The sequence below is a fragment of the Coprococcus sp. HPP0074 genome, assembly GCF_964238105.1.
GTDB lineage: Bacteria > Bacillota > Clostridia > Lachnospirales > Lachnospiraceae > Faecalimonas > Faecalimonas umbilicata.
Genome location: NZ_CAXSKS010000004.1, coordinates 218715 through 244521, shown reverse-complemented (window position 1 = coordinate 244521; position 25807 = coordinate 218715). Strand labels below are relative to the sequence as shown.

At 39.8% G+C, this 25807-nt stretch carries 20 protein-coding genes; 17 read left to right on the top strand and 3 right to left on the bottom strand.

Annotated features, from left to right (window positions below):
* The first annotated feature begins 1 nt into the window (after position 1).
* Genes ACESPO_RS07285 through ACESPO_RS07275 form a run of 3 tightly spaced genes read left to right on the top strand, consistent with a single transcriptional unit; the run spans position 2 to position 3753 of the window.
* Positions 2 to 1078 carry a methylcobamide:CoM methyltransferase MtbA gene (locus ACESPO_RS07285; RefSeq protein WP_336305012.1) on the top strand — a complete coding sequence of 359 codons (1077 nt, stop codon included), beginning with the start codon at positions 2 to 4 and terminating at the stop codon, positions 1076 to 1078.
* On the top strand, positions 1071 to 2867 hold the full coding sequence (locus ACESPO_RS07280) for an ASKHA domain-containing protein (RefSeq protein WP_499788643.1): 1797 nt from the start codon (positions 1071 to 1073) through the stop codon (positions 2865 to 2867). The genes ACESPO_RS07285 and ACESPO_RS07280 overlap by 8 nt, the downstream gene beginning before the upstream one ends.
* 16 nt (positions 2868 to 2883) lie before the next feature.
* Positions 2884 to 3753: a uroporphyrinogen decarboxylase family protein gene (locus tag ACESPO_RS07275; protein WP_499788642.1), complete on the top strand. Its 870-nt coding sequence runs from the start codon at positions 2884 to 2886 to the stop codon at positions 3751 to 3753.
* 45 nt (positions 3754 to 3798) lie between these two features.
* On the opposite strand, the gene ACESPO_RS07270 is transcribed toward ACESPO_RS07275, so the two are convergent.
* The 3 genes from ACESPO_RS07270 to ACESPO_RS07260 are packed head-to-tail and all read right to left on the bottom strand — an operon-like array spanning position 3799 to position 6723.
* Positions 3799 to 5541: an ABC transporter ATP-binding protein gene (locus ACESPO_RS07270; RefSeq protein ID WP_499788641.1), complete on the bottom strand. Its 1743-nt coding sequence runs from the start codon at positions 5539 to 5541 to the stop codon at positions 3799 to 3801.
* Position 5542: 1 nt separating this feature from the next.
* On the bottom strand, positions 5543 to 5836 hold the full coding sequence (locus ACESPO_RS07265; RefSeq protein ID WP_336305017.1) for a hypothetical protein: 294 nt from the start codon (positions 5834 to 5836) through the stop codon (positions 5543 to 5545).
* Positions 5812 to 6723, bottom strand: coding sequence for an ABC transporter permease (locus tag ACESPO_RS07260; protein ID WP_499788640.1), 912 nt, complete (start codon positions 6721 to 6723; stop codon positions 5812 to 5814). The genes ACESPO_RS07265 and ACESPO_RS07260 overlap by 25 nt, the downstream gene beginning before the upstream one ends.
* Before the next feature lie 316 nt (positions 6724 to 7039).
* On the opposite strand from ACESPO_RS07260, the gene ACESPO_RS07255 reads away from it, so the two are divergent.
* The 14 genes from ACESPO_RS07255 (at position 7040) to ACESPO_RS07190 (ending at position 25797) form a co-directional block, all read left to right on the top strand.
* Positions 7040 to 7495: a DUF1653 domain-containing protein gene (locus ACESPO_RS07255; RefSeq protein ID WP_009263488.1), complete on the top strand. Its 456-nt coding sequence runs from the start codon at positions 7040 to 7042 to the stop codon at positions 7493 to 7495.
* Between the two features lie 862 nt (positions 7496 to 8357).
* Positions 8358 to 9359: a Fic family protein gene (locus ACESPO_RS07250; RefSeq protein WP_499788639.1), complete on the top strand. Its 1002-nt coding sequence runs from the start codon at positions 8358 to 8360 to the stop codon at positions 9357 to 9359.
* A 97-nt stretch (positions 9360 to 9456) separates the two neighbouring features.
* The gene (gene ade / locus ACESPO_RS07245) at positions 9457 to 11190 is read left to right on the top strand and encodes an adenine deaminase (protein WP_336305020.1); all 1734 of its coding nucleotides are present in this window, start codon (positions 9457 to 9459) and stop codon (positions 11188 to 11190) included.
* 238 nt (positions 11191 to 11428) lie between these two features.
* Entirely contained in the window at positions 11429 to 13153 is a 1725-nt protein-coding gene (locus ACESPO_RS07240) for an LCP family protein (protein ID WP_499788638.1), read from the top strand.
* Between the two features lie 23 nt (positions 13154 to 13176).
* Positions 13177 to 15135, top strand: a complete 1959-nt coding sequence (locus ACESPO_RS07235) for a polysaccharide biosynthesis protein (RefSeq protein WP_499788637.1) — start codon at positions 13177 to 13179, stop codon at positions 15133 to 15135.
* Between the two features lie 2 nt (positions 15136 to 15137).
* Positions 15138 to 16349 (top strand): DegT/DnrJ/EryC1/StrS family aminotransferase, encoded by a 1212-nt coding sequence (locus ACESPO_RS07230; protein WP_016441269.1) that lies wholly within the window; start codon positions 15138 to 15140, stop codon positions 16347 to 16349.
* Positions 16343 to 17041, top strand: a complete 699-nt coding sequence (locus ACESPO_RS07225) for a sugar transferase (protein WP_117577511.1) — start codon at positions 16343 to 16345, stop codon at positions 17039 to 17041. Before ACESPO_RS07230 ends, ACESPO_RS07225 begins: the two co-directional genes overlap by 7 nt.
* Before the next feature lie 19 nt (positions 17042 to 17060).
* On the top strand, positions 17061 to 18281 hold the full coding sequence (locus tag ACESPO_RS07220) for a glycosyltransferase family 4 protein (protein ID WP_117577509.1): 1221 nt from the start codon (positions 17061 to 17063) through the stop codon (positions 18279 to 18281).
* A gap of 2 nt (positions 18282 to 18283) precedes the next feature.
* Positions 18284 to 19360, top strand: a complete 1077-nt coding sequence (locus tag ACESPO_RS07215) for a glycosyltransferase family 2 protein (protein ID WP_390108802.1) — start codon at positions 18284 to 18286, stop codon at positions 19358 to 19360.
* A gap of 1 nt (position 19361) precedes the next feature.
* Positions 19362 to 20447 carry a glycosyltransferase gene (locus ACESPO_RS07210; RefSeq protein ID WP_390108800.1) on the top strand — a complete coding sequence of 362 codons (1086 nt, stop codon included), beginning with the start codon at positions 19362 to 19364 and terminating at the stop codon, positions 20445 to 20447.
* A gap of 18 nt (positions 20448 to 20465) precedes the next feature.
* Entirely contained in the window at positions 20466 to 21536 is a 1071-nt protein-coding gene (locus tag ACESPO_RS07205; protein WP_270457429.1) for a glycosyltransferase, read from the top strand.
* Between the two features lie 16 nt (positions 21537 to 21552).
* Positions 21553 to 22962: an O-antigen polymerase gene (locus ACESPO_RS07200; RefSeq protein ID WP_008977244.1), complete on the top strand. Its 1410-nt coding sequence runs from the start codon at positions 21553 to 21555 to the stop codon at positions 22960 to 22962.
* On the top strand, positions 22959 to 24410 hold the full coding sequence (locus tag ACESPO_RS07195; RefSeq protein WP_499788636.1) for a flippase: 1452 nt from the start codon (positions 22959 to 22961) through the stop codon (positions 24408 to 24410). Before ACESPO_RS07200 ends, ACESPO_RS07195 begins: the two co-directional genes overlap by 4 nt.
* 277 nt (positions 24411 to 24687) lie before the next feature.
* Positions 24688 to 25797 carry a DegT/DnrJ/EryC1/StrS family aminotransferase gene (locus tag ACESPO_RS07190; RefSeq protein WP_116441386.1) on the top strand — a complete coding sequence of 370 codons (1110 nt, stop codon included), beginning with the start codon at positions 24688 to 24690 and terminating at the stop codon, positions 25795 to 25797.
* Positions 25798 to 25807 lie beyond the last annotated feature (10 nt).

Below are 25807 nucleotides of genomic sequence, written 5' to 3'. Positions count from 1 at the left end.
TATGTTTACGGAAAAAGAACGTTTGGAACGCGCTTTGAGACAGGAAGAAGTGGATCGTCCGCCATGTATCTGTCCTGGGGGAATGATGAATATGATCACGACAGATCTCATGGATGCTTGTGGAGTTACATGGCCGGAAGCGCATACAGATGCACAGATGATGGCAGATTTGGCATTGGCAAGTTATCAACATGGTTGCTTTGAAAACGTAGGAGTTCCTTTTTGTATGACAATAGAAGCAGAAGAACTGGGTGCAAAAGTAACGTTAGGATCTAAGATTTTTGAACCACATGTAACGGAATATGCGGGAACATCTGTAACAGAATGGAAAAAATCATCTCCGATCAATTTGGAATGCGGGAGAGCAAAAGTAGTATTGGATGCAATCCGTATTTTAAAAGAAAAGAATTTAGATGTTCCGATCATTGGAAACTTAGTAGGACCGGTAAGTGTGGCAAGTTCTGTGATCGATCCAGTGGGGTTTTATAAAGATTTGAGAAGACACAAAGAAGAAGCACATCAGTTTATGACTTTTGTGACAGAACAATTGATTGCCTTTGCAAATGCGATGATTGAAAACGGCGCAGATGTGATCGCAATTTCTGATCCAAGCGGAACGGGAGAGATTCTCGGACCAAAATTTTTTGAGGAGTATGCGGTAAAATATCTGAATATGCTTTTGGATGGAATCAAAGATCAAGAAAAAGGTACGATTGTACATATTTGTGGGCAGATGAGAAGTGTATATGAGCAGATTGATAAAGTGCATTCAGATGCGTTGAGCTTTGATGCGATCGTTCCATTGAAAGAAGCCAGAAAGAATCTCCAAGATCGAGTATTGATGGGAAATGTAAGTACATTCGCATTAGAGTTTGGAGATGAAGAAAGAGTTCAAAAGCTGACAAAATTTTGTGTGCAAAGCGGTTCTGATATCATTTCTCCAGCATGTGGACTGGGGACAAAGTCACCTCTTGCAAATATTCAGGCGATTTTAAAAACGTTAAAGATGGACGAAGAAGCAGTTGAAAAAATGGAAACGATGGAAGAGTGGAAAGAAGAGGAGATGAAAAATGCCTAATATCAAAGTACAGCCTTCTGGTAACGTATATGAATATGAAGTAGGAAAAACTCTTTTAGAAGTTCTCTTAGAAGAAGGTATATTCGTAGATAATCCTTGTAATGGAAAAGGACTTTGTGGGAAGTGTAAAGTGCGAATTCTGGCAGGAGAATTATCAGAACCGGAAGATACCGAACGGAAGTTATTAAAGCAAGAGGAGATGGAAAATGGAGTCAGACTTTCCTGCCTTGTAAAACCGGAAACAGATTTGGAGATAGAGCTTATGCAGAAGGAAAGGAAGCATCAAGTGCTGACCGGAGGCTATATCCCTTCTTTTGCGTTCGATCAGGATATCCAAAAAATTGTGGTGAAAATTCAAAAACCAACTTTGGAAGATCAAACATCTTTTGAGGATCAGATTCTGAGTCAGATCCCGAAAGCAAGTCTAGAGATGGGATGCCTCCAGATGAGGGAGTTTGTTCCGGGACAGGTGACGGTTGTACTCCATGGAAATCAAGTGATTCAAATAGAAGAGGGCAATACGACGGAAAAAATGTATGGGGTTGCGGTTGATATTGGAACAACGACAGTTGTCTGCACGTTGATTGATATGCTTACCGGTAAGGAACTTGCACATGCATCCATGATCAACGCACAGAAGCATTTTGGACTGGATGTGTTGACCCGTATTACTTATGAGTTAGAACATCCTGAAGATGGCGTAGAAAAATTGCAAAAGGCATTGGTAAATTCTATTAATGAGATGATAGAGGATATTTGTTGCCAGTCAGAAGTATCCAAAGAGTGGATTTATGAAATTGCTGTTGGAGCAAACTGTACAATGATGCATATGTTACTCGGGGTTCCTGCAACATCACTTGGAAGATCTCCGTATGCGCCTGTATTTGTACGTGGAAAAGACATCAAGGCAAAAGAAATTGGATTATGTGCAGCAGAAGGTGCGCGACTGTATTGTTTGCCGTCGGTATCCGCTTATATTGGAGCCGACATTGTAGCAGGAGCTTATGTATGTCAGCTTCAAAAAGAATCTGGGAATGTGCTGTTTATAGATATAGGAACGAATGGGGAAATTGTATTATCCAGTCATGGCAGATTGCTTTGCTGTTCTTGTGCAGCAGGTCCGGCATTGGAAGGCATGAATATCAGTTCAGGGATGCGGGCAGCAGAAGGTGCTATTGAAGATGTGACGATCACAGAATCCGGAATAGAATGGAAAGTAATTGGAAATGAAAAGCCAATCGGCATTTGTGGAAGTGGGATTTTAGCAGTTGTAAAGGAATTGCTGAGAGTCGGTCTTGTTAGAAAAGAAGGAGCATTTATCAAGCGAAATAAATTAGAAGAATCGGATTATCGTTTTCACATGCTGCAGGAAAATGGGAAAAAAAGAGAATTTATTTTATCGGAAGAACAAAAACTCTTGATTACGCAAGGAGATATTCGGCAGGTACAACTTGCAAAAGGAGCCATTCTATCAGGATTTTTAGCGCTTCTTAAGAAAGCTGGAATCCAAATGGAAGATTTGGATAAAGTTATGATTGCGGGACAGTTTGGAGCACATCTTCCTGCGGATAGTTTGGTGGGAACCGGAATCATTCCAAAAGAAGTACAAGAAAAGCTTGTTTATGTAGGAAACTCTTCAAAGACAGGGGCTTATATGGCTCTGATGTCCGCAAAAGTAAAACGAGAAATGGAAGAACTGGCCGGACAGATGGATTATATGGAGCTAGGGGCAACAGAAAACTATGAACGCTTGTTTTCTGAATGTTTGATTTTCCCTAATGTGAAATAGAGTAGGAGTAAGAACTATGAGCAGCATTAAAGATTTTAAATGTACCTACGATAATGGTGTATTAGAGCATTCCAAAATCGTGGAAGAACTGGGGTTTACATTTCCTGATGTATATTTACATGCCGACAAGATGGCTGCGCTTTCCAAAAGGCAAAAAGAAAAACAAGGAAATTCGATCTGTGTTCTGCCTTTTTGCCATACCGTAGAAGGAGAAGCTATGGGAGGAATCATCACACTCGGCAATGAAGTTGCAGGACCCCGGGCAAAGGAATATCTTTATACAGATTATAAGGAGCTTGGGGAAATCAATGAAATTGATTTTACAAAAGGAAGAATTCAGGAAGTTCTTCAGGCCTGTCAGATTCTGCACGAACAAGGAGAACATGTGATGCTTGAAGTTTCAGGCCCCATTACAATTCTCAATGTGTTGATTGATATTAAACAAATTTTTAAAGGAATGCGTAAAGATTTCGAATTTATGAAATCTGTATTCCAAAAAGTTGGTACGCAAATTTTGAGATATATAAAAGAAGCAAAAAAATATGGGGTAGATTTCATCAGTTATGCAGACTCAGCTGGAGGAGTGAATATACTTGGCCCGAAGATGGCAGAGCAGATGGTAGAAGGCTTTACCTATGATTTTTTGAAAGAAGCACAGGAGTACTCAGATGAACATACACTTTTGATGCTTTGTCCGAAAACAACATTTGCGCTTCTTGGGACAGAGAAAGCAGAACTTGCAGATATAGATATACCAGCTGGAAGTACTTATGGGGAAGGGTGTATAGAAGTACTTGGAAAAGCGAAAATGGTTGGAATACAATGTGCAAAAAATATGGGATTTTTGCTGAAATCAGGGATAATGAAAGAAGTTGTATTGAAATAGTGAAAAGGGAGCATCAGAAATGAGATATGCTCCCTTAGAAAGTTTTTATTCAAACTGGCTAAAATACAGATTTGCATATTTCCCCTGTTTTTTTATTAATTCTTCATGAGTACCGACCTCTTTGATATCACCGTCCTCCATATAAAGGATCATATCTGCATCGCGGATAGTAGAAAGACGATGTGCAATTACAAAACTTGTTCTTCCTTTCATCAATTCTGCCATTGCTCGTTGAATTAACAGTTCCGTATGTGTATCAACATTACTTGTCGCCTCATCTAAAATCATAATTTCAGGATCAGAAGCCAGGGCTCTTGCAATCGTAAGCAATTGTCTCTCGCCCTGAGAAAGATTTTCTGCGCCTTTGCTTAGCATCATTTCATATCCGCTAGGCAATGTCTTGATAAAATTATGGGCACAGGCTGATTTTGCTGATGCAACAATCCTTTCCATAGGCATATCATCCTCGGCATATCCAATATTATCACGAATCGTGCCTTCGAAAAGCCAGGTGTCCTGTAATACCATTCCAAAACGATTTCTCAGTTCCTCGCGAGTCATGTCAGATGTTTTGACACCATCAACTAGGATGGAACCGGAATTTACCTCATAAAATCGCATTAACAGATTGATCAAGGTTGTTTTCCCTGCACCGGTTGGACCGACAATGGCAACTTTCTGTCCAGGAAGTACATTTAAATGAATACGCTTCATCAAAAGGTGATCTGGGGAATACCCAAAACTAACATTTTCAAAAGATACAGATCCTTTGTTGGATTTCGGAAAGATACAGTTTTCTTTATCTGCTATATCCTCCTCTGCATCTAATAATGCGAATATTCTATTTCCCGCAGCATTTGCAGCGCTAAAGCTACCAACCATTCCTGCAATAGTAGAAAATGGTTCTGCAAAACGCCAAGTATATTCTAACATTGCCTGAACGTTACCAACGGTAATTTTCCCTATAATTGCCCAAAGACAGCCGATTGCTGCACACAGTACATATCCTAAATCGTTGACCAATGTTGTGATTGGTGAGATCGCACCTGCAGTTGTTTCTGCTTTTTGGGAACTAATCTTTAATTTTTCATTTAATTTTGAGAAGTGATTTTTTGCTCGTTCTTGATAATTAAAAGTTTGTACGACATCTTGTCCATTATATATTTCTTCGATATATCCATTTAGTTCTCCTAATAGTCCTTGCTGTTGCTGATAATACTTTTCGCTTGCTTTCATAACTCCGGCTGCACTGAAAAGCGAAAGGGGAACCATTACAATCGGAATGATCGATAACGTAGGACTGATGGCAATCATCATTAGTAAAACACCGATGGCAGTAGTGACCTGAGTAACAATAGAAGTTAAATTCTGACTAAGTGTGTTGTTGATGGTATCTACGTCATTGGTAATGATGCTCAGAATATCACCATGGGTATGAGTATCGTAATAATTCAATTTGATTCTGTGCATTTTTTCGTCGATCTCCCGGCGAAGTGTTTGCATCACTTTAGCCGTAATTTTAGACATTATGAAACCTTGTAAAAAAGTAAATAGTTGTGATATGAAATATAAAGCAACTAAACTTACTAATAGGGAGAGAATGGTGTTCCAGTAAAATACACCATCTGTAACACTTGCAAATAAGGTGGTTGTCACTTTTCCGATCAAAAATGGAGCAAGAACCATAAATCCTGTGCTGATGATAGCTGATAGGATTACGAAAAGAAGTTTCAGGCGGTGCTCTTTTAGATAAGAGAATAATCTTTGAAAAGTTTTAAAGTTCCCCATATTATAAATTCTCCTTTCCTAATTGGATTTCGGCAATTTCTCTATATAAAGAACAGCTTTCTAATAATTCTTTGTGTGTGCCATTGCCTATAATCCTTCCATCATCAATCACTAGAATACGATCTGCGTTCAAGATCGAACTGATGCGTTGCGCTACAATAATCATAGAGGCATCGCCAATACTTTCTTTCAGGTTTTGACGTAATTGACGATCTGTTTTCATATCTAAAGCTGAAAAACTATCATCAAAAACATAAATTTCCGGTTTCTTCATAATTGCACGAGCGATCGCCATTCGCTGGCGCTGACCACCGGACAAATTCGTTCCGCCCTGAGCGATTGGATCGAAAAATCCGGATTGGCTACTAAAGAACCGACTTCCATGGCACCTAGTTCAACATAATAGGATCCGACTCCGAGCACTGCAGCAGTTGTGACACCGAAAATAACACTGATTGCCGGCATTAATATGCTTGTAATTCTTCCGGCGGTCATTGCGGTCATAGCATAATCTTCGTTAGAATTTTCAAATCGTTCGCATTCTGTTTTTTGTTTGTTAAAAGCTCTGATGACACGCACGCCTTCTAAAGTTTCTAAAAATAAATGATTGATATGGTCGAGCTTGCGGCGCAGGCGTATCGAATAACGAGATGCAAAGATCATAATGATCGTCAGTACAATCAATAAAACAGGAATCGCAAATAGAAGTACGAAACTAACTTTTCCTCCTGTAGATGCTGAGAAAATCAATCCTGCAATTGCCATCATAGGAGCGAGAAGTCCTACGCGGAGCAACAATGTCAAAAAGTTTTGAACATTTGTGATGTCGGATGTGCTTCGGGTGATTAAGCTGGCTGTGCCAAACTGATCCAAGTCAGCTGCGGAAAAGCTTTGAACAGTAGAAAAAACTTTGTCTCGCAGCTGTGCGGCAAAACTGGTGGAAATACCGGAGGCAATTTTTACGGATCCAAAGCTGATAAGACAAGAAAAGACGGCAACCCCGGCCATAATTGCAGCGAACATCCAAATGGTTCTGTTTTCTCTCGTGACCACTCCTAAGCTAATCATTTTTGATAGTAATGCGGGTAATAGCATTTGACCAAAAGCGGATAGTAGTATCAGAAAAAACAGCGCTACCAGTTGTTTGCTTTTGAATTTTACATGTTTTAAAATCGTTTTCATCTCAATTTCATTCTCCTTTCATAGTTCGATATTTTTTAAATCTGTATTTTTACTTTGTATCACACGAGGTAATATTCAACAGAATCTTTGTTGAATGGATTCTATGATCAACATGGCACATTGTAAAATGTACAGTAACTGTACAGTCAAGAGGGGAATTGTAAAAAATTAAAAATAGAAGTAGAATCAAAATAGTGTCTTGTATCAGGCAGGGAATAATGGCATAATACTAGCATAAATACGATATATAAACTGGATGACAAGGTTGTCTGTTTCTATACTGCGAGCGCAGTCAGAATTAATGAAAGGAAAAAGGATGAGCAGAGTAAGGATTATTAAGAAAAACGATGAATATACTTCGGAATATCAAGTTGGAGACATTTTTCAGATCACCGGGACATGGTATGGCGGGGTTCACATTGTAGGAAAATCAGGAATCCCGGTTTCGCTGGATCGGGAAGAATATATGGAACTCGATACAGAACCGGAGCCGGAAGAGGAGGAAACTGTGCGGAGGGATATCAGAGAGGGGGACCTTGTACAGCACTTTAAGCGGGAATGGGTATCAGAGCACACAGCAGAATATCTGTATAAGGTACTTGCGTTTGCCCAGCACACAGAGACGGGAGAGAAGCTGGTGATCTATCAGGCGATGTATCCGCCTTTTAAGATCTGCGCAAGACCCTATGGGATGTTTATGAGTGAGGTGGATCGGGAAAAATATCCCGAGGTGAAACAGAAGTATCGATTCGAAAAGGTAGAATTTAAGTAAAAAACAATGCAATAGAATGCGATATAAAAGGTTTTAATGATGGTAGGCATACAAGTCTTGCCTGAAACGATAAAATTGCTTATATCGCAAAATACGGCGTTTGACAGCGTGGTGAAAATATACTTGACAAAAAACATAGAAAATACGCCTTGGCAGAAAGAAACTCTTTGAAAAGAAAGTGGGAAAACTTTTTTGAAAGAAGAGAGAGTCTCTGCCGGGCGTTTTTTTGCGAAAATTTCGCACAGACATTATACAGGCATTATACAGATATTATTTTAAAGGCGCAGGCACTATCTGAAAGTCGATTTAAAAACCTGCCTGATCTGAAAGAAAACTCGTATTGCCGCTTTGCAAAATGGTCTGAAATTTGTTGTACAATGTTGCTGCTGAATTTGAAACGTCTATGAAGGTATAAAAGTAATCTGCTAAAAAGTATGTATGATACAAATAGCATGTGACAGGTTTCTTTAGCCTTAGACAGATGAGGTGAAGTGTGGTATGATAAGTGCGTAAGATGAGGTGCTTTTTTGCTTTCTTAAAAAGTTAATGAAAGTAATAGGTTAGATTTTCTCACCATTGAAAAGAAGTGGAAAAGATGGAAATACCAATAATTACAGCGGTTTACATAGATGAATGAAAAGTGTTTGAAACAAAATACAGGAATACGATACCTGCTATTTTTTGTGCTAAATCAACTTAAAACATGCAAGATAAATAGAAACAATAAGTAACATTACATCTATGTTTATGAGAAAAATCAGAATTAGAGAAACAGAAAAAGCGCATATTATATTACAAAAAGAAAACTTAAAAACATGTAAGATAATGTGTAAGAAAAGATGTAAGATAAAGGAGAGATTTTATGGGAAATTACAATCCGCCATATGAAATTACAGATAAAATAGTAATGCTGGTGGCATCGATTGCGGAGAAGTCCGGAAGGATTATGGAATATTATAAAGTAGGGATGTCGGGAACAAACCGGGAAAGAAGAATTCGTGCAATCCACGCTTCTTTAAGGATGGAAGGGAATCAGCTTTCGGTTCCGGAGATCAAGGAGATTGTAGAGGGTCGGCCGGTATCGGTGAGTGAAAGAGTGATCCGGGAAGTTCAGAACATGTACGCGGTTTATGAATACATGCAGGAAGTGGAGACTTATAGTATTGCGGACTTTAAGAAGGCTCACGGAATTCTGACGAAGGATATTGCAAGCGAATCCGGAGAATTTCGCCAGACGGAAAAAGGTGTGTTTAATCACAATCAGTTTTTTATGGCACCGCCGGCGAGGTTTATTGAGGGGCAGATGCAGGAGCTTTTTGCATGGATGGAAAGTCAGAGGAAAAAAATCCATCCGCTGATTCTGTCTTCCATCTTCCATTATGAAGTCCTGTTTCTTCACCCATTTACGGACGGTAACAGCAGACTGGCACAGTTGTGGCAGACAGCGATTTTGGCAAAGTGGAGACCTTTCTTTTCCTATCTTCCGTTGGAAACCCAGATGGAGAGGGTGCAGGGAGGATATTATGAGGCGATTTCTATCTGCCAGATGGAGAGAACCATTACGGGTTTTATTGAGTTTATGTTGGAACAGATTGAGATTGCACTGGATGAGATTAAAAAGGAACCGAAGGAACCGGTGGAAAGTCTTTCAAAATATGTAAAGAAACTCCTGGAAGCGATGGAAGAAGATATTCCTTATACAGCGAATGAAATTTTAGAGTTGCTTCACTTGAAATCCAAAGATGCTCTGAGAAAAAATTATCTGAATCCGGCGCTTGAGAGTGGGCAGATCCAAATGACGATCCCGAATGCGCCGAAGAGTAAAAATCAAAGATATGTAAAAAGTAGTTGTGAAAAGAAATAACCGTTGTCTGCCAACGGTTGAGGGTGAAATAAGGATATGCTATAATTTACGCAGAAGCATGCAAAAAACAGCAAAATAGATAGAAAAGGAAGAAAACATGGACAAGCAAGAATTGAAAAAATTGATTGATACAGCAGCAGGAAGGATTCCGGCGGATCTTGTGATCAAAAACTGTAAAGTGGTAAATGTATTTTCGGGAGAAATTATCAGCGGAGACATTGCAGTCAGTGGGTCTAAGATTGCGGGAATTGGAGAATATGAAGGGCGAGAGGTTGTGGATGCAAAAGGCTCTTATGCGGTTCCGGGTCTGATTGACAGTCATATTCACATTGAATCTTCTTATGTTACACCGGAGGAGATCGGGCGGCTTTTAGTACCTCATGGAACGACAACAATCATTGCGGACCCACATGAGATTGTAAACGTCTGTGGGATCCGAGGGCTGGATTATATGATGGAGGCAGCGGAGAGGACTGCATTGGATATTCAGTATGTGGTTCCGTCCTGTGTTCCGGCGACGCCATTTGAGCATGCAGGTGCTGTGATCGGTGCAGCTGAGATGGAAGAGCCAATTCAGAGAGAGGGGATCCTGGGGCTTGGAGAATTTATGAATTTTCCGGGAGTCATTGGGGCAGACGATAGTGTCCTTGAGAAACTGCTTGTAGCAAAGCGGGCCGGAAAGGTGATCGATGGACATGGACCAGGAATCAGTGGCAAGGAGCTGAATGCTTATGCGGCGGCAAGGATTCTTGCAGATCATGAATGCTCTACGGTGGAAGAGATGAATGACAGACTGGCAAGAGGGATGTACATTTTACTCAGACAGGGCTCTGCGTGTCATAATCTGAGGACGCTTCTTCGCGGGGTAACGGGACAGAACAGCAGACGATGTCTGCTATGCTCGGATGACCGCCAGCCAAAGACAATTCTGCAGGAGGGACATCTGGACAATCATTTGCGGATCTGTCGCGAAGAGGGAATAGATGCGATTACGGCAATCCGTATGGCAACATTAAATGCCGCAGAATGCTTTGGACTGCGTGAAAGGGGAGCGATTGCACCTGGATATCAGGCGGATATTGTTCTGATGAAGGATCTAGAACAATTTGAGACAGAAAAAGTGTGGATTGGCGGGAAACTGACCGCAGAAGATGGCAGATATCTTCCGGAAACATCGTATGCAGATATTGCGCCAGTCAGAGGAAGTGTGATCGTCAAAGATTTTTCGAAAGAGAAATTAAAAATGCACTTGAAGTCGAACCGGGTAAATGTCATTGAGATACAGCCAGGCGGTGTTGTCACAAAGAAGACAGTTGAGGAGATCAAAGTAGATGAAAACGGAGAATTTATCCGGGATCCTCAAAAAGATCTCGTGAAGATTGCGGTTGTGGAGAGACATCAGGGAACCGGAAACGTCGCATGTGGGTTCTTAAAAGGATACGGCATCAAAGAAGGAGCGGTGGCGCTTTCCGTGGCCCACGATTCCCATAACATTATTGCAGTCGGTGTCAGTGATGAGGAGATTACGTTTGCGGTAGAAAGTCTGATCAAACAGGAAGGCGGCATTGTCCTTGTAAAAGAAGGGAAAATCATCGAAGAAATGCCTATGCCGATCGCAGGTCTGATGAGTGACAGAAGTGGGGAATGGGTGGACCAGAAACTGACAGAGATTCATGAGAAAGCTTATACAGAACTTGGAATCTGTGGGGAAGTGGAGCCGGTCATGACACTTTGCTTTATGTCGCTTGCAGTGATCCCGGAGCTCAAACTGACAGATATGGGATTGTTTGATGTGACAACATTCCAGTTTATTTCGGTAGAGGCAGAATAGAGAAGTCTGAGAGTTTAAGACCGAAAAGAAGACCATTTTTTTGGAAAAATGAAAGGCAGGTACAAGGTCTGAGCTTTTTGGAAAGAATTTGAAGTTTACTATAGTTTATGCTATACTTGTTTGGATATGGGGTTAGATAGAAGTCCTCATAGGATAGCAATAGATTACATGATATTAGATATTTTAGAAGAAAACAGAGTGATGATGAAAAAAGGAAATTTGGAAGAAAGGATGGATTATGGGAAAGAGAGAAATGCCCGCAAAAGAGCATAGAACACAAAGAAGGCCTCAGGACAGCAGGAAATCTCAAGATAATAGAAGACCTCGGGACAGCAGGCGGACGCAAGATAGTAGAAAACCACAGGGAAATAGAAGACCGGAAAAAAGCCGGAGGGAGCTGGAGGAAGTTTACTATAATCCGGCAAAATCCATGGCAGGAGATAGAAGAGGATCAGGAACTAACAAAAAATCATCGGAAAACCGAAAAGAAACTGTAAGAAAAGGTAAGAAAAAGGATGTGCTTGGCTTGATTCTGGCAGGACTGCAGGGACTGGTCTCAGTAGTATTTATGGTCATGTTATTTATTCTAGATATGCTGCCGATAGAATATCTCGGAATCATTGCTGTGATATTACTGCTTCTTTTTGGAATTACGCTGGCAACCCAGCTCCGGAAGAAAGGAAGGCATATCGGAGGAAAGATCTTTAGCTTTTTCATTATGATTCTACTGTTATTTGCGACATATTATATAGGAAAGGCAAATGGAGCACTGGGTAAAATCTCAGGTGGTTCTTATAAAGTAGATAATATGGTAGTTGCAGTGCTGGCAGACGACGGAGCAGAGAAGATTGAAGATGCGGCATCGTATACCTTTGGTGTTCAGTATGCGATGAGTGGAGACGATGTCCGGTCAGCAGTTGCAGATATCAATGAAAAGCTGGGAACAGAGATCCAGACCGTGGAGTATGGAAGTTTAAGTGAGCAGGCGCAGGCACTGCACGATGGACAGGTACAGGCGATTATTTATAATGAAGGATATACCGGAATTCTGGAAGAAGCATTTGAAAATTATTCAAAGAACGTGAAGGTCATTTATCAGCACAGTATCAAAAAAGAACTGGACAATACAGCAGCTCAGGTAGAGGTGAAGAAAGATACTTTCAGTGTATTTATCAGTGGAATTGATGTGTTTGGACCAATTGAGACAAACAGTCGAAGCGATGTGAATATTGTTGCGACAATCAATCCGACGACACATCAGATCCTTTTGACGACAACACCGCGTGATTACTATGTGGAGATACCGGGAATCAGTGGTGGACAGAAAGATAAGCTTACACATGCAGGAATCTACGGAGTAGATGCTTCTATGAGAACGTTATCACAGCTTTATGATACAGAGATTCCGTTCTATGCGCGTGTAAACTTTACGTCCCTGATCGAGATCGTAGATCAGCTTGGCGGGGTTGACGTAGAGTCCGAGTTTGCATTTACAACCAGTGAAGATTCTGGACTTGTCATGGATGTTGCTCAGGGAACAAACCATTTTAACGGGCAGCAGGCGCTGGCATTTTCGCGGGAAAGACAGAATATCGAAGGCGGAGACAATCAGAGGGGAAAAAATCAGCAGGCAGTGATCACAGGTCTGATCAAAAAGATGATCTCACCGGCGATGCTGGTCAATGCCAACGGTATTATCAACAGTGTCAGTGGAAATGTAGAGACGAATATGTCTCAGGATCAGATTCAGGATTTGATCAAAGATCAGCTCGCCCAGGGAAAAGCATGGAATATTTATTCTGTGGCTGCTGCAGGAACAGGAGATGAGCAGGTCTGCTTCTCTTATGGCGGAGGAGCACTTTATGTGATGCAGCCGGATCAGGCATCGGTTGATACGATTCGATTACTGATCGACCGTGTAGAAAATGGGGAGACATTGGAAGGCTCCGAGATTGCACAATAGAGAAAAGAGTGAGATAAGGGCAAATGAGAGAGTTTTTAAAAAAATGGGATTTATCGGCAATCTACCAGATTGCATTAGTGATTTTAGATGTATGTTTTATTAACCTGTGTTCCGTTGCGGCATTGCTTGTCCGCTTCGAACTGTCAGCAGTTCCGGTGGAATATTGGGAGTCGGTTCGAAGTATGATGATTCCCAATACGATCGTGACAATCGGGATTTTTACCGTATGCAGGCTTTATCGAAGTCTTTGGAGATTTGCAAGTGCGAAAGAGCTCCTCTATATTGGAGAGGCATGTATAGGTTCCTTTCTTTTTAATGCGGCAGCCTATTTTCTGACTTACAGAGAAATCTACAGAAGTTACTTTGTGATTTACACTATTGGTCTGTTCTTATGCACTTGTATTGGCAGATTTTCCTATCGATTTGTCAGAATGATCTATCGAAGCAGTGTTCATAGTGAGAACGTGCGGCGCACGATGATCGTCGGTGCGGGAGAGGCGTGCAATGTTGTGATGAAGGAACTTGAAATGAGTAAACAGCTCGATGCAAAGATTTGCTGTATCATCGATGACGATCCGAGAAAAGCCGGAACTTATATCCACGGTGTAAAAGTAGTGGGTGGCAGAGATAAAATTCTGGAAAATGTAGAAAAATATAAGATTAATGAGATTATTTTGGCAATGCCAAGTGCCAAAAAGAAAGAGATCCAGGCGATCCTTGGAATTTGTAAGAATACCGATGCAGATCTGAAGATTCTTCCTGGGGTATATCAGCTTGTGAATGGGGATGTCAGCGTTCAGAAGCTTCGCAATGTGGAGATTGAAGACTTACTTGGCAGAGAACCGATCGATATCAAGACAGAGACCATAGGAAGATATGTGTATGATAAAGTTGTCCTTGTCACTGGAGGAGGCGGAAGCATCGGAAGTGAGCTGTGCCGTCAGATTGCAGCAAATAGAGTAAAGAGACTGATCATTTTTGATATCTATGAAAATAATGCATACGATATCCAACAGGAACTGAAGCATAAATATCCGGATCTGGATCTGGTTGTTCTGATTGGTTCTGTGCGAAACAGTAGAAAAATCAACAGTGTTTTTGCAAAATACAGACCGGATATTGTCTATCATGCAGCTGCGCATAAGCATGTACCGCTGATGGAAGACAGTCCGAACGAGGCGATTAAAAACAATGTATTTGGAACATATAAGACTGCACTTGCGGCAGATAGGTACGGAGTTGAGAAGTTTGTTCTGATCTCCACAGATAAGGCAGTCAATCCGACCAACATCATGGGAGCTTCCAAAAGGATGTGTGAGATGATCATACAGACCTTCAGCCACAGATGCAAGACGGAATATGTGGCAGTACGTTTTGGAAACGTGCTTGGAAGCAATGGAAGTGTCATCCCGCTTTTCAAAAAGCAGATTGCAGCAGGCGGACCGGTAACGATTACGCATCCGGATATTATCAGATATTTTATGACAATTCCGGAGGCGGTATCTCTTGTGCTCCAGGCTGGAGCAAGTGCAAAGGGAGGAGAGATCTTTGTACTGGATATGGGAGAGCCGGTGAAAATTCTGGATCTGGCCAAAAATCTGATTCGTTTATCCGGATACACGGTAGGAGAAGATATTGAGATTAAATTTACAGGACTTAGACCTGGAGAAAAGCTTTATGAAGAATTATTGATGAGCGAGGAAGGTCTGCAAAGTACTGCGAATGAGTTGATTCATATTGGAAAACCGATTGATTTTGATGAAGATCAATTTCTGAAAGACCTGGAAGACTTGTACCGGGCAGCTTACGCAGAAGAAGAGGGAATGAAAGAGATTGTCCACAAAATCGTTCCGACCTATCATATCAGACAGGAAGATGTGGAGAGAGACAGGAAGATTGCGAGTGAATTGATGAAAGATTTTTCAGATACGCGCTCAACACTTCCGAGTGAATTTTTAAACAGAGAACATGGAGAGAGGTAAGTATGAGAGTAGAATTTTCGCCCCCGGATATTACAGAGGAAGAAATTGCAGAGGTGATCGATACTTTAAAAAGTGGATGGATTACAACAGGACCGAAGACAAAAAAGTTTGAGCAGGAAATCGCACAATTTTGTGGAACGACTAAAGCGGCATGTTTAAGTTCTGCAACAACCTGTATGGAGATGACATTGCGGGCGATGGGAATCGGACCGGGAGATGAGGTAATCACCTCGGCATATACATTTACAGCGACGTGCAGCGTCATCTGCCATGTGGGGGCAACCCCTGTGCTGGTAGATACGATGCCGGATTCTATTGACATGGATCCGGAGAAAGTACGGGAAGCTATCACAGAGAAGACGAAGGCAATTCTTACGATTGATCTTGCAGGGATTATTTATCCGTATTATGACAGACTGTTTGAAATTGTAGAAGAGAAGAAAGGATTGTTTCAGCCGTCATCCGAAAGACAGGAGAAGCTGGGAAGGATCTTGATTCTTGCAGATGCAGCACATGCTTTCGGCGCAGAGCGTGAAGGGAAAAAGTGTGGACAGATTGCAGATATTACCTGTTTTTCGTTTCATGCAGTGAAAAACCTTACAACTGCGGAGGGAGGCGCTGTGACATGGAAGTCTTTGACGCCTGAAGAAGATGAAGCGTTATACAAAGAGTATATGTTGCTGACACTGCATGGGCAATCAAAAGATGCTTTGGCGAAGATGAAAGCAGGGGGATGGGAATACGACATTGTTGCACCGTACTATAAAGCGAATATGACAGATATTACGGCATCTATCGGACTTGCGCAGATGAAGCGTTATGCGAAAATATTACAGAGAAGAAGGCAGTTGATCGAGAGATACGATGAGGCTTTTCGTCCATATCAAGTGCAGGTGCTTAACCATTATGGAGAAGGAAGCCAGTCAAATGGACATCTGTATCTTGTGCGGCTGAATGGCAAACAGAGGGAAGAATGCAATCAGATCATCCAGGAACTGGCAAAAGCAGAAATTGCGGCAAACGTACATTACAAACCACTTCCGCTTTTGACCGCATACAAAAATATGGGATTTGCCATCGAGGATTTTCCAAATGCTTACAGAATGTACGAAAATGAAATTTCACTTCCGCTGCATTCTTGTCTGACAGATGAACAACAGCAATATGTAATAGATACTTTTCAGAGGTTATTGAGGGAACACGGATTATGCTAAAGAGTTGGTTGGAATTACCAGAACAGATGAGAAATGATGAGGTAAAGAAATATTATAAAATTTTGAGCAAGAAAAAGTCTGCCCTGCGCATCAAGCGCATAGCAGATGTGTTTCTTGCTTTTATTTTTATGATTTTATTGTCCCCAGTCATGATTTTTATTGCCTGTTGGATCAAAATAGACAGCAAAGGACCGGTATTCTACCGTCAGGAAAGAATCACCAGTTATGGCAAACCATATCGTATTTTTAAGTTTCGTACAATGGTGACAGGAGCCGATAAAAAAGGACCTCTTGTCACGGAAAAGAGTGACAGCAGAATCACAAAGGTCGGACAGAAACTGCGCAAACTGCGCTTGGATGAGCTTCCACAGTTGTTTAACATTTTGACAGGGGATATGACTTTTGTAGGGACAAGACCGGAAGTGAAAAAATATGTAGACTGCTATACGGATGAGATGCAGGCGACGCTTCTTCTTCCGGCAGGAATCACATCGAATACGAGTATTGAATATAAAGATGAAGATGAAATCATGGATGCCTATCGGGCAAAAGGAATCACAGATGTAGATGAGATTTATCTCAACTATATTCTTCCGGAAAAGATGAAATACAATTTGAAGTACATAGAGACATTTGGATTTTTCAGTGATATGAAGATTATGCTGCGGACAGCAATGGCAGTAATAAAATAAAGTTTATTGGAGCAGAAATATGAAGAAAATTGCAGTGATTACAATGGGAGTGAAGCTGAACAATGAGAAGGGATACACGAGGTTTAAGTTTTTATCAGAGTTCCTGGTGGATGCCGGATATGAGGTCGATCTGATTACGACAACGTTTCAGCATTGGGAAAAGGCACAGAGAAATATTTCCGAAATACAGAAAACAAAATATAAATTTCATTTAAAATTTATCTATGAACCGGGATATAAGAAAAACATTGATCTTAAAAGGGTGTACAGTCACAGAGTTGCGGCAAAGAATCTGACAGCACTTTTAGAGAAGGAAGGAGACTACGACCTGATCTACTGTGAGATTCCTCCAAACGATGTGGCGCTTGCTGCGGCATCTTATGCAAAGAAAAAAGGAATTCCATTTGTGCCGGATGTCAATGATCTTTGGCCGGAAGCGATGCGTATGGTATTGGATATTCCGGTTGTGAGCAGCATGATCTTTCATCCGCTACAGAGAGATGCGGAGAAAGTATATTCGCTTGTATCGGGAATCGTGGGAACTTCTGATGAATACCGGGATCGCCCGTTAAAAAACCAGAAGTTGGATGTTCCAAAAGTGACCGTTTATGTCGGGAATGAAATCAAAGAGTTTGATGCAGGTGTGGAAAAATACAGTCCGGAGATCGAAAAAGAAGAGGACGAATTCTGGGTGACTTATGCGGGAACGATCGGAACAAGTTATGATATCCGGACACTTGTTCTGACAGGAGAAGAACTGATCCGAAGAAGAAGGCTGAATATCAAGATCAAAATTCTAGGCGGAGGCCCGCTGAAAGAAGAACTGGAGCAGCTGGCTAAAGAGCATCACTGCAAAAATGTAGAGTTTGTCGGCTATATGCCATACGAAAAGATGGCGGCATATCTTGCAAAGTCAGATATTGTTGTCAATTCGTTTGTAAAGAAAGCGCCACAGAGTATCGTCACAAAAATCGGTGATTACCTTGCTTCCGGACATCCGATGATCAATACTTGCATGAGTCCGGAGTTCCGAAAGAAAGTAGAGACAGATGGATTTGGAGTCAATATTATGCCGGAAGATGAAGAAGTTCTGGCAGATGCGATCGAGAAGCTCTACGAGAATGAAGATGTGCGGAAAGAAATGGGAAAACAAGCGAGAAAGATTGCCGAAGAGCAGTTTGACAGACCAGAGTCTTATAAGAAGATTGTAGAGTTAATTAGGGAGTTGACAGAGAAGTAAGTATGAAACCATTTTTTAGTATTGTAATGCCGGCATATAAAGCCGAGAAATATATTGCAGACACGTTAGCATCCATTGGAAAGCAGACTTTTTCAGATTGGGAATGTATTGTGGTAGAAGATGGTTCTCCGGACCGTACAAAAGAGATTGTAAGAGAAGCCGCAACAAAAGATTCCAGAATCCGCTTAATTGAACAGCCAAAGAATTGTGGGGTCAGCGAGGCGAGAAACCGAGGGATCCGAGAGGCTACTGGAGAATATCTGTGGTTTGCAGATGCAGATGATACGGTCGATGAAGACCTGCTTGAGAAAGTATATCAATCGTTGCAGAAGAACCGGGCAAAGCTTGTACTGTTTGGAATTGTTGTGGAATATTATGACCGGCAGGGGAATTTTTCTTACAATGAAATCAGGGTTCCTGAAGAAATGTATCTAACAGATCCAGAACAGATTCATCAGCAGTTGATTTATATGGAGAGAGAGACACTGTATGGATATCCGTGGAATAAGGTATATGATCTTCAATACCTGAAGCAGCTGGGAATTACTTTTGACGATTATAGAAATGCAAAGTTTATAGAGGATATCTGTTTTAATATTGAATTTTGTATGGAGATAGACAGTATGAACTTGCTGGATTTTGCCCCTTATCACTATGCAAAGAGAGTGAACGGCAGCCTGACAAATGAATTTGTTCCAGATTACTATCATTTTTTGCGGAAGCGGATTCAGAAGTTGTATGAGCAATGCACTTACTGGAAAGCAGATACAGAAGAAAACAGACAGATTCTTGGGAGCCTGTATGGAAGGTATATTTTATCTGCCATGGAGAGAAACTGCGATCCACGTTCAGGGATGTCGCATCGGGATCGAAAAGACTGGTGTAGGAAGTTATTTGTAGATCCATTATTTTTGGACTTAGTGATGGATGCCAAGGCATCTGACAGCAGAATGTTAAAAATTGCGTTACGGATCCTGAGGACAAAAAGTAGATTTCTCTGTCTGAGTTTTGCAAGAGCAATTCATATTGCCAGAAATCAATTTCCGATTTTTTATTCCAAAGTGAAGGCAGGGCGTTAAGATGAGTGAAAAGCAAAGAGTATTGGTATATGGAATGTCAGATAATCCAGGAGGAATTGAGACTTATCTGCGGAATCTGACAAAAGAGCTTGCGCCGGAAATCGTCCTGGATTTTGTCACAGATTTTCCGGGAGTTGCATATGAAGAGGAGTTGAAAAGTTATGGCTCTAGGATTTATTATATTGGAGCCAAAAGTCAGGGATTGTTAAAACAGTGGAAGCAATTTAGAAAGTTGCTAAGGGAACATCCAGAGTATCAGACGGTATATGGAAATATTTTGAATGCAGGTGCTGTCTTTACTTTGATCATTCCATGGATCCACAGAAGAAAGATTGTGATTCACAGTCATAATGGGGCAGCAGATAATGAAAGACTTCATAAAATTTGCAGACCGTTTCTCAATGGTATTGCAAAACAATTTGTCGCCTGCTCAAAGCTTGCGGGAAGTTTTATGTTTGGACAAAGAATTATGGAGCACAAAGATGTATTGATCATGCCAAATGCGATTGAAGCAGAAACATATGCATATGATCCAATCGTTCGGGAAGAAGTCAGGCAAGAATTGGGGATCAAAGAGAACTTTGTAATCTGCCATGTGGGGAGAATTGCACATCAAAAAAATCCGAAAGGTGTGATCGATATTTTCAGCAGCTGTCTGGAGGAAGAAAAAGACTGTGTACTTTTATATGTCGGAACAGGAGAACTGGAACAAGAAATAAAAAATTATGCAGCACAAAAAAGGGTTGCCGACAAAGTAAAATTTCTGGGAGTCAGAAAAGATGTTCGAAGACTGATGCAGGCGGCAGATTGCTTTTTGTTGCCGTCCTTTTATGAAGGTCTGCCGATTGTTGCAGTCGAAGCTCAGGCAGCAGGTCTTCCGTGTTTTCTCTCAGATCAGATCAGTGAGGAGACAAAGCTTTCAGATCTTGTGGAATTTTTGAAACTTGGCGATACTAGATTGTGGAGAAATGCAATATTGGAAAGCCGGGGAAAAGAAAGAAAATCTCGTCTGCAGGAGATCATCTGTGCGGGATATGACTTGAATCATCAGGAGAAAAAAATAGAGCAATTAAAAAAGAAATTTTAAGATATGGGGAGTATCAGTGTGAAAAAATATTGTATTGTAGAAAAGGGATTAAACGAACAGCATGCAGGTTCTAAAGCAAGAAATGACGTGGCAGATACACTGATCAAAGAAGGATGGAATCCTCTGCGTGTCAGCCCTCCGGTCGTAAAGGAGAATGTAAGTTATGCAGAGCGGATCCGGATGGGATTGGTTCTGATGAAAGACTGGAGGAAGGTTACAAAAACAGTTAAGGAAGAAGATCAGATTTTGATCCAGTATCCATTGGAGATGTATCCAAAGGTTGCAATGTTGGCGCTTAGATATATCAAACAGTTAAAAAGAAAAAAAGTAAAGATTATTATCTTGATTCATGATATAGAAAGTCTTAGGACACAAGATAAAAAGCAAAAAGAATGGTATCAGCATGCAGAAAAGACATTTCTGTGTCTGGCAGATGATGTCATCGCTCATAACAAAAAGATGATCGGATATCTCAAAAAAATAGGGTTGGATACGAGAATACATGCTCTTGAGATATTTGATTATCTGGTGGAAGCGGAAAGTATCCAAAAAGCCGAAACAAAAGAGAATCAAAATGCAGTTATTATTGCAGGGAACTTGTCGGAAGAAAAAGCGGGATATGTGTATCAGCTGGATCAGGTGAATGCAGACTTTCGCTTATATGGCCCAAATCTGAACACAGAGGCGATTGGAACAGGCAATATTACTTACAAAGGTTCTTTCCCTCCAGATGACCTTCCGCGTGTATTGCACGGGAAATTTGGACTTGTGTGGGATGGAAAAAGTATTGACGAGTGTGGCGGAGAATTTGGGCAATATATGCAGTACAATAATCCGCATAAAACATCACTATATTTGGCAAGTAAGCTTCCGGTTATTGTATGGGAGAAAGCAGCGATAGCAGAATTTATCAGAGAGAATCAGCTGGGAATACAGGTGGGGTCTTTAAGAGAGATTCCAGAGAAACTGGCTGCGCTTACTGGGGAAACATATGACGAGATGCTTCAGAACGTGTCTGCTATGGGAGAAAAATTGCGAAAAGGAGAGATGTTGAGAAAAGTTCTGAGAGAGATAGAGAACTTAGAATAGGAGGAAATAAGAACCTATGTTGATTTATTTATTATTTGGACTCTTAGTAGTCTTATATGGAATACTCTATGTAAAAGTGAATAAAGACATATTTACTCCGGCGCTGCTATTTTTGTTGGCGTACATAGTGAGTGTGGGATGTGCATTATTTAATGTAGAACGATGGGGAATTTCTATGATTCCAATGACATTTTTTGTGCTTTTAATCGGAGCAGCGGAATTTGTTGTGATTGGTGTTGCGATTGACAGGAAATATAAGAAAAGATACGAGGGTACCAGAAAAAAAATCGCAGTAAAAGAAATTGATCTTCCATGGTGGAAAATTATAGCTGCAAGTGCATTTTGTGCGGTTTATATTGCATTGTTGTATTTTAACATGATTGAAATTGCAAGCAGAAATGGAAAATTCAACACACTTTCGCAAGCACTTAATATTTTTAAAGAAGTAACTTCAGTTACTTTAAAAGAATCATTGCCATGGTGGCTTGGACAGGTAGAGCGAATCGCTATGTTATGCGCGTATATTTTCTTGTATATTTTTGTCAATAATCTTGTTGCAACAGGGAGAAGAATGACAAAAGAAAAAGCTTTAAAGTTAGGGGCGTGTCTTCTTCCGGTTTTGCTGCATCTCTGTAATGGATTTTTAGTCTCAGACAGATTACAGATGCTTCAAATTCTAGTTGGAGGAATTGTTATTTACTTTTTGATTTGGTCATACCATACCGGGAAAGCATATATCTCTATCAAAACAATAGGAATATTAGCAATTGCCGCTTGTGGAGGATTGGTTCTTTTCTATTTAAGTGCCAGCCTCGTAGGAAGAATTAACACAAAAGGATTGCTGGAGTATATTACCTTTTACTGTGGCTGTTCTATTGAGTGTTTGAATCAGTTTTTCAAACATCCACCCGCAGCTTCAGAAATCTTTGGAAAAGAAACTTTTTATAACTTAAATTTAAAATTGTATAATTTAGGCTTATTGAACTTAGATAAATTTTATCCGATTCACTTGGAATTTAGATATTATGGGGATGTCATGGTTGGAAATATTTATACAGCATACCGCAGGTGGATCTATGATTTCGGGTATATTGGAGCGATGATCCTGCAGGGAGTGATGGCAGGAACAATGAGTGTTTTTTACAACAAATTAAAATATAGAACTTTTAAGAATACGGGATTTTGGTTAGTATTGTATTCTTACATAGTTTATACGATTGTATTTCATCCAATCGATGGATACTTCTATTTGCAGGGAGTTAGCCAGACTTTTGTGACAACACTGATTTTGCTTGCACTTATGTATTGGTTTTTTGTTACAATGAAGGTGAAATTCAGAGGTGGATTCACTGTATATATTAATGAAAAATGGAAGTTTGAGAAATTTCGTTTTTCAAAGAGTAAGGAGAAAAAGAACAATAAATGAGAATCAGAACAGTAAAATTTAATTTCATTATGAATGCTATTTTGACGGTCTCGTCCATTTTATTTCCGCTGATTACATTTCCGTACATATCAAGAGTTCTTCTTGTAGAGGGAAGTGGAAAAGTGGCATTTGCGACATCCGTTGTTTCTTATTTTACAATGTTTGCAACATTGGGAATTCCGACTTATGGAATTCGGGCTTGTGCACGAGTGAGAGATGATAAGGAAAAACTCTCGCAAACTGTGCAGGAGTTATTAATCATTAGTGGGATTACAACAGCAATCACATATGCTATATTTTTTATTCTTTTATTTATTATACCACAATTTGCAGGACAAAAAGAACTTCTCATTGTCATGGGAGTAAGCATAGGGTTAACAACAATAGGGGTGCAGTGGTTTTATAGTGCTCTGGAACAATATTCTTATATTACGGTCTGTGCGGTTCTGTTTAAAATCATAGGTCTTATTCTAATGTTTTTATTAGTGAAAGAGCCCAAAGACTATATTATTTATGGATCAATTCATGTAGTCGGAAGCTTTGGATCTTATATACTTAATTTTTTGCGCTTGAGAAAGTTTATTACATTAAAAAAGCAGAATAAGTATAATTTAAGACAACATGGAAAAGGGATTTTGACATTCTTTTTACTTTCTGTTGCAACAAGCGTATATTTGAATTTAGATCTGGTGATGCTTGGGTTCATGAAGGGGGATGTGGAAGTAGGTTATTACAATGCAGGGATAAAAGTAAAAACAGTCCTTGTAACATGTGTAACATCATTGGGAACAGTTCTTCTTCCGAGACTTTCTTATTATATTCAACAAAAGAAGAAAGAAGAATTTCAAAGAATGGTTACAAAAGCATTTCAGTTCGTACTGGTTGTTTCAATTCCTATGACAGTATATTTTATTATTTATGTAAAAGAATCTATACTGTTTCTTGCGGGAGAATCATTTTTGCCAGCGACAGCAGCCATGATTATTTTAATGCCTACATTGATTTTGATTGGATTGTCTAATATAACGGGAATTCAGATATTAACACCGCTAGGAAGAGAAAGTAACGTTGTATGTTCAGTTGCAGCGGGAGCAGTATTAGATTTCGTTTTAAATCTAGTATTAATTCCGAAGTTTGGTTCAACAGGAGCTGCATTTTCAACAACTATGGCAGAATTACTTGTATTGATTGTGCAGTGTATATATTTGAGAAAGCAGTTGTGGGAAATGGTAAGACATGTTCAAGTGTGGAAAATAGTTGTGGCAATTATGTTCGCATCTATAGTTGGAGTAATATTCCAGAATAAAATAACAATGAATGTGTTTGGAACATTATGTGTATCAGCCATTTTATTTTTTGGAGTATATGGGGTCATTTTGCTGATATTAAAAGAAGACTTTGTATCTGATACTGTAGAGTCATTATTTAAAAAAATATGGAGAAAATAGGGGATGAGGAAGAATGAGGATAAATTGTAAAGATTATTGGAATGAGGTATAATGGTTTCAATAAGTAACCACTTGTTTGAGGGAGTAGATTATTGTTGATAGTTCAATTGTACAGCATTCAGAAAGAATGGGGTGCTTTTCTTGTGCGAAATATTTAGAGTTGATTCCCTTATAGGAGTAAAATATTCGACTTGAAGTATCCGTTTTACCAGACTTAATATATTAAATTATGGAGGAAGTTAAGAGCATAAAGTAAATACAAAAGATGGAGGGAAAAATGGCTATTTATGTGACTCAATCTTCTATGCCTGACTTAGAAGATTATATTAAAGAAATTAAACCAATATTTGAAAGTAAAATTTTAACAAACATGGGACCAATCTATAAAAGGTTTCAACATCAATTAATTGAGTATTTAAAGGTTCCGTATTTATCTTTATTTGTGAATGGGCACATGGCATTAGAGATGGGAATGCAAGCTATGGGATTAAATATTCCGGAGGGAGAAGTGATTACAACACCCTTTACATTTGTTTCCACAACACATGCAATTTCAAGAAATGGGTTAACACCTGTATTCTGTGATATTAAGCCGGATGATTATACAATGGATCCAGATAAAATTGAAGAATTGATTACAGATAAAACTGTGGCAATTATGCCAGTGCATGTGTATGGAAATGTTTGTGATGTAGAGAGGATAGAACAAATTGCAAAAAAATATAATCTAAAGGTTATTTATGATGCGGCACATGCTTTTGGATGTACTTATAAGGGGATAGGAATTGGGAATTTTGGTGATGCATCAATGTTCTCTTTCCATGCGACAAAATGTTTTCATTCGATAGAAGGTGGTGCGGTAGCATTTAAAGATTCTTCCTACAGAATCAATTTACATGATTTGAAAAATTTTGGGATCCATGGACCAGATGATGTAGTCAGTATTGGAGGAAATGCAAAACTGGATGAGTTTCGTGCTGCAATGGGTATTTGTAATCTAAATAGAATTGCTATTTGTATTGAAAAGAGAAAGCAAGTTTATCAAAGATATATAGAAAGACTATCAGGAATAGATGGAATTAAATTATGTTCACTTCAAGAAGATGTAGAACCCAATTACGCTTACTTTCCGGTATATTTTTCGAAAGAACAATTTGGGAAAAATAGAGATGAAGTAGATGAATTGCTTAAAAAGAATGAAATATATGCAAGAAAATATTTTTATCCGGCTGTAAATGATATGACTTGTTATAAAGATCAATATAGTAAATATGAGACACCTATTGCAAGGGATGTTTCTTTAAATATTTTGACATTACCGTTATATGAAAACTTAGAATTGACAGATGTGGATAAAATTTGTGATGTGATTTTGTCTAAAAAATAATATTACATAT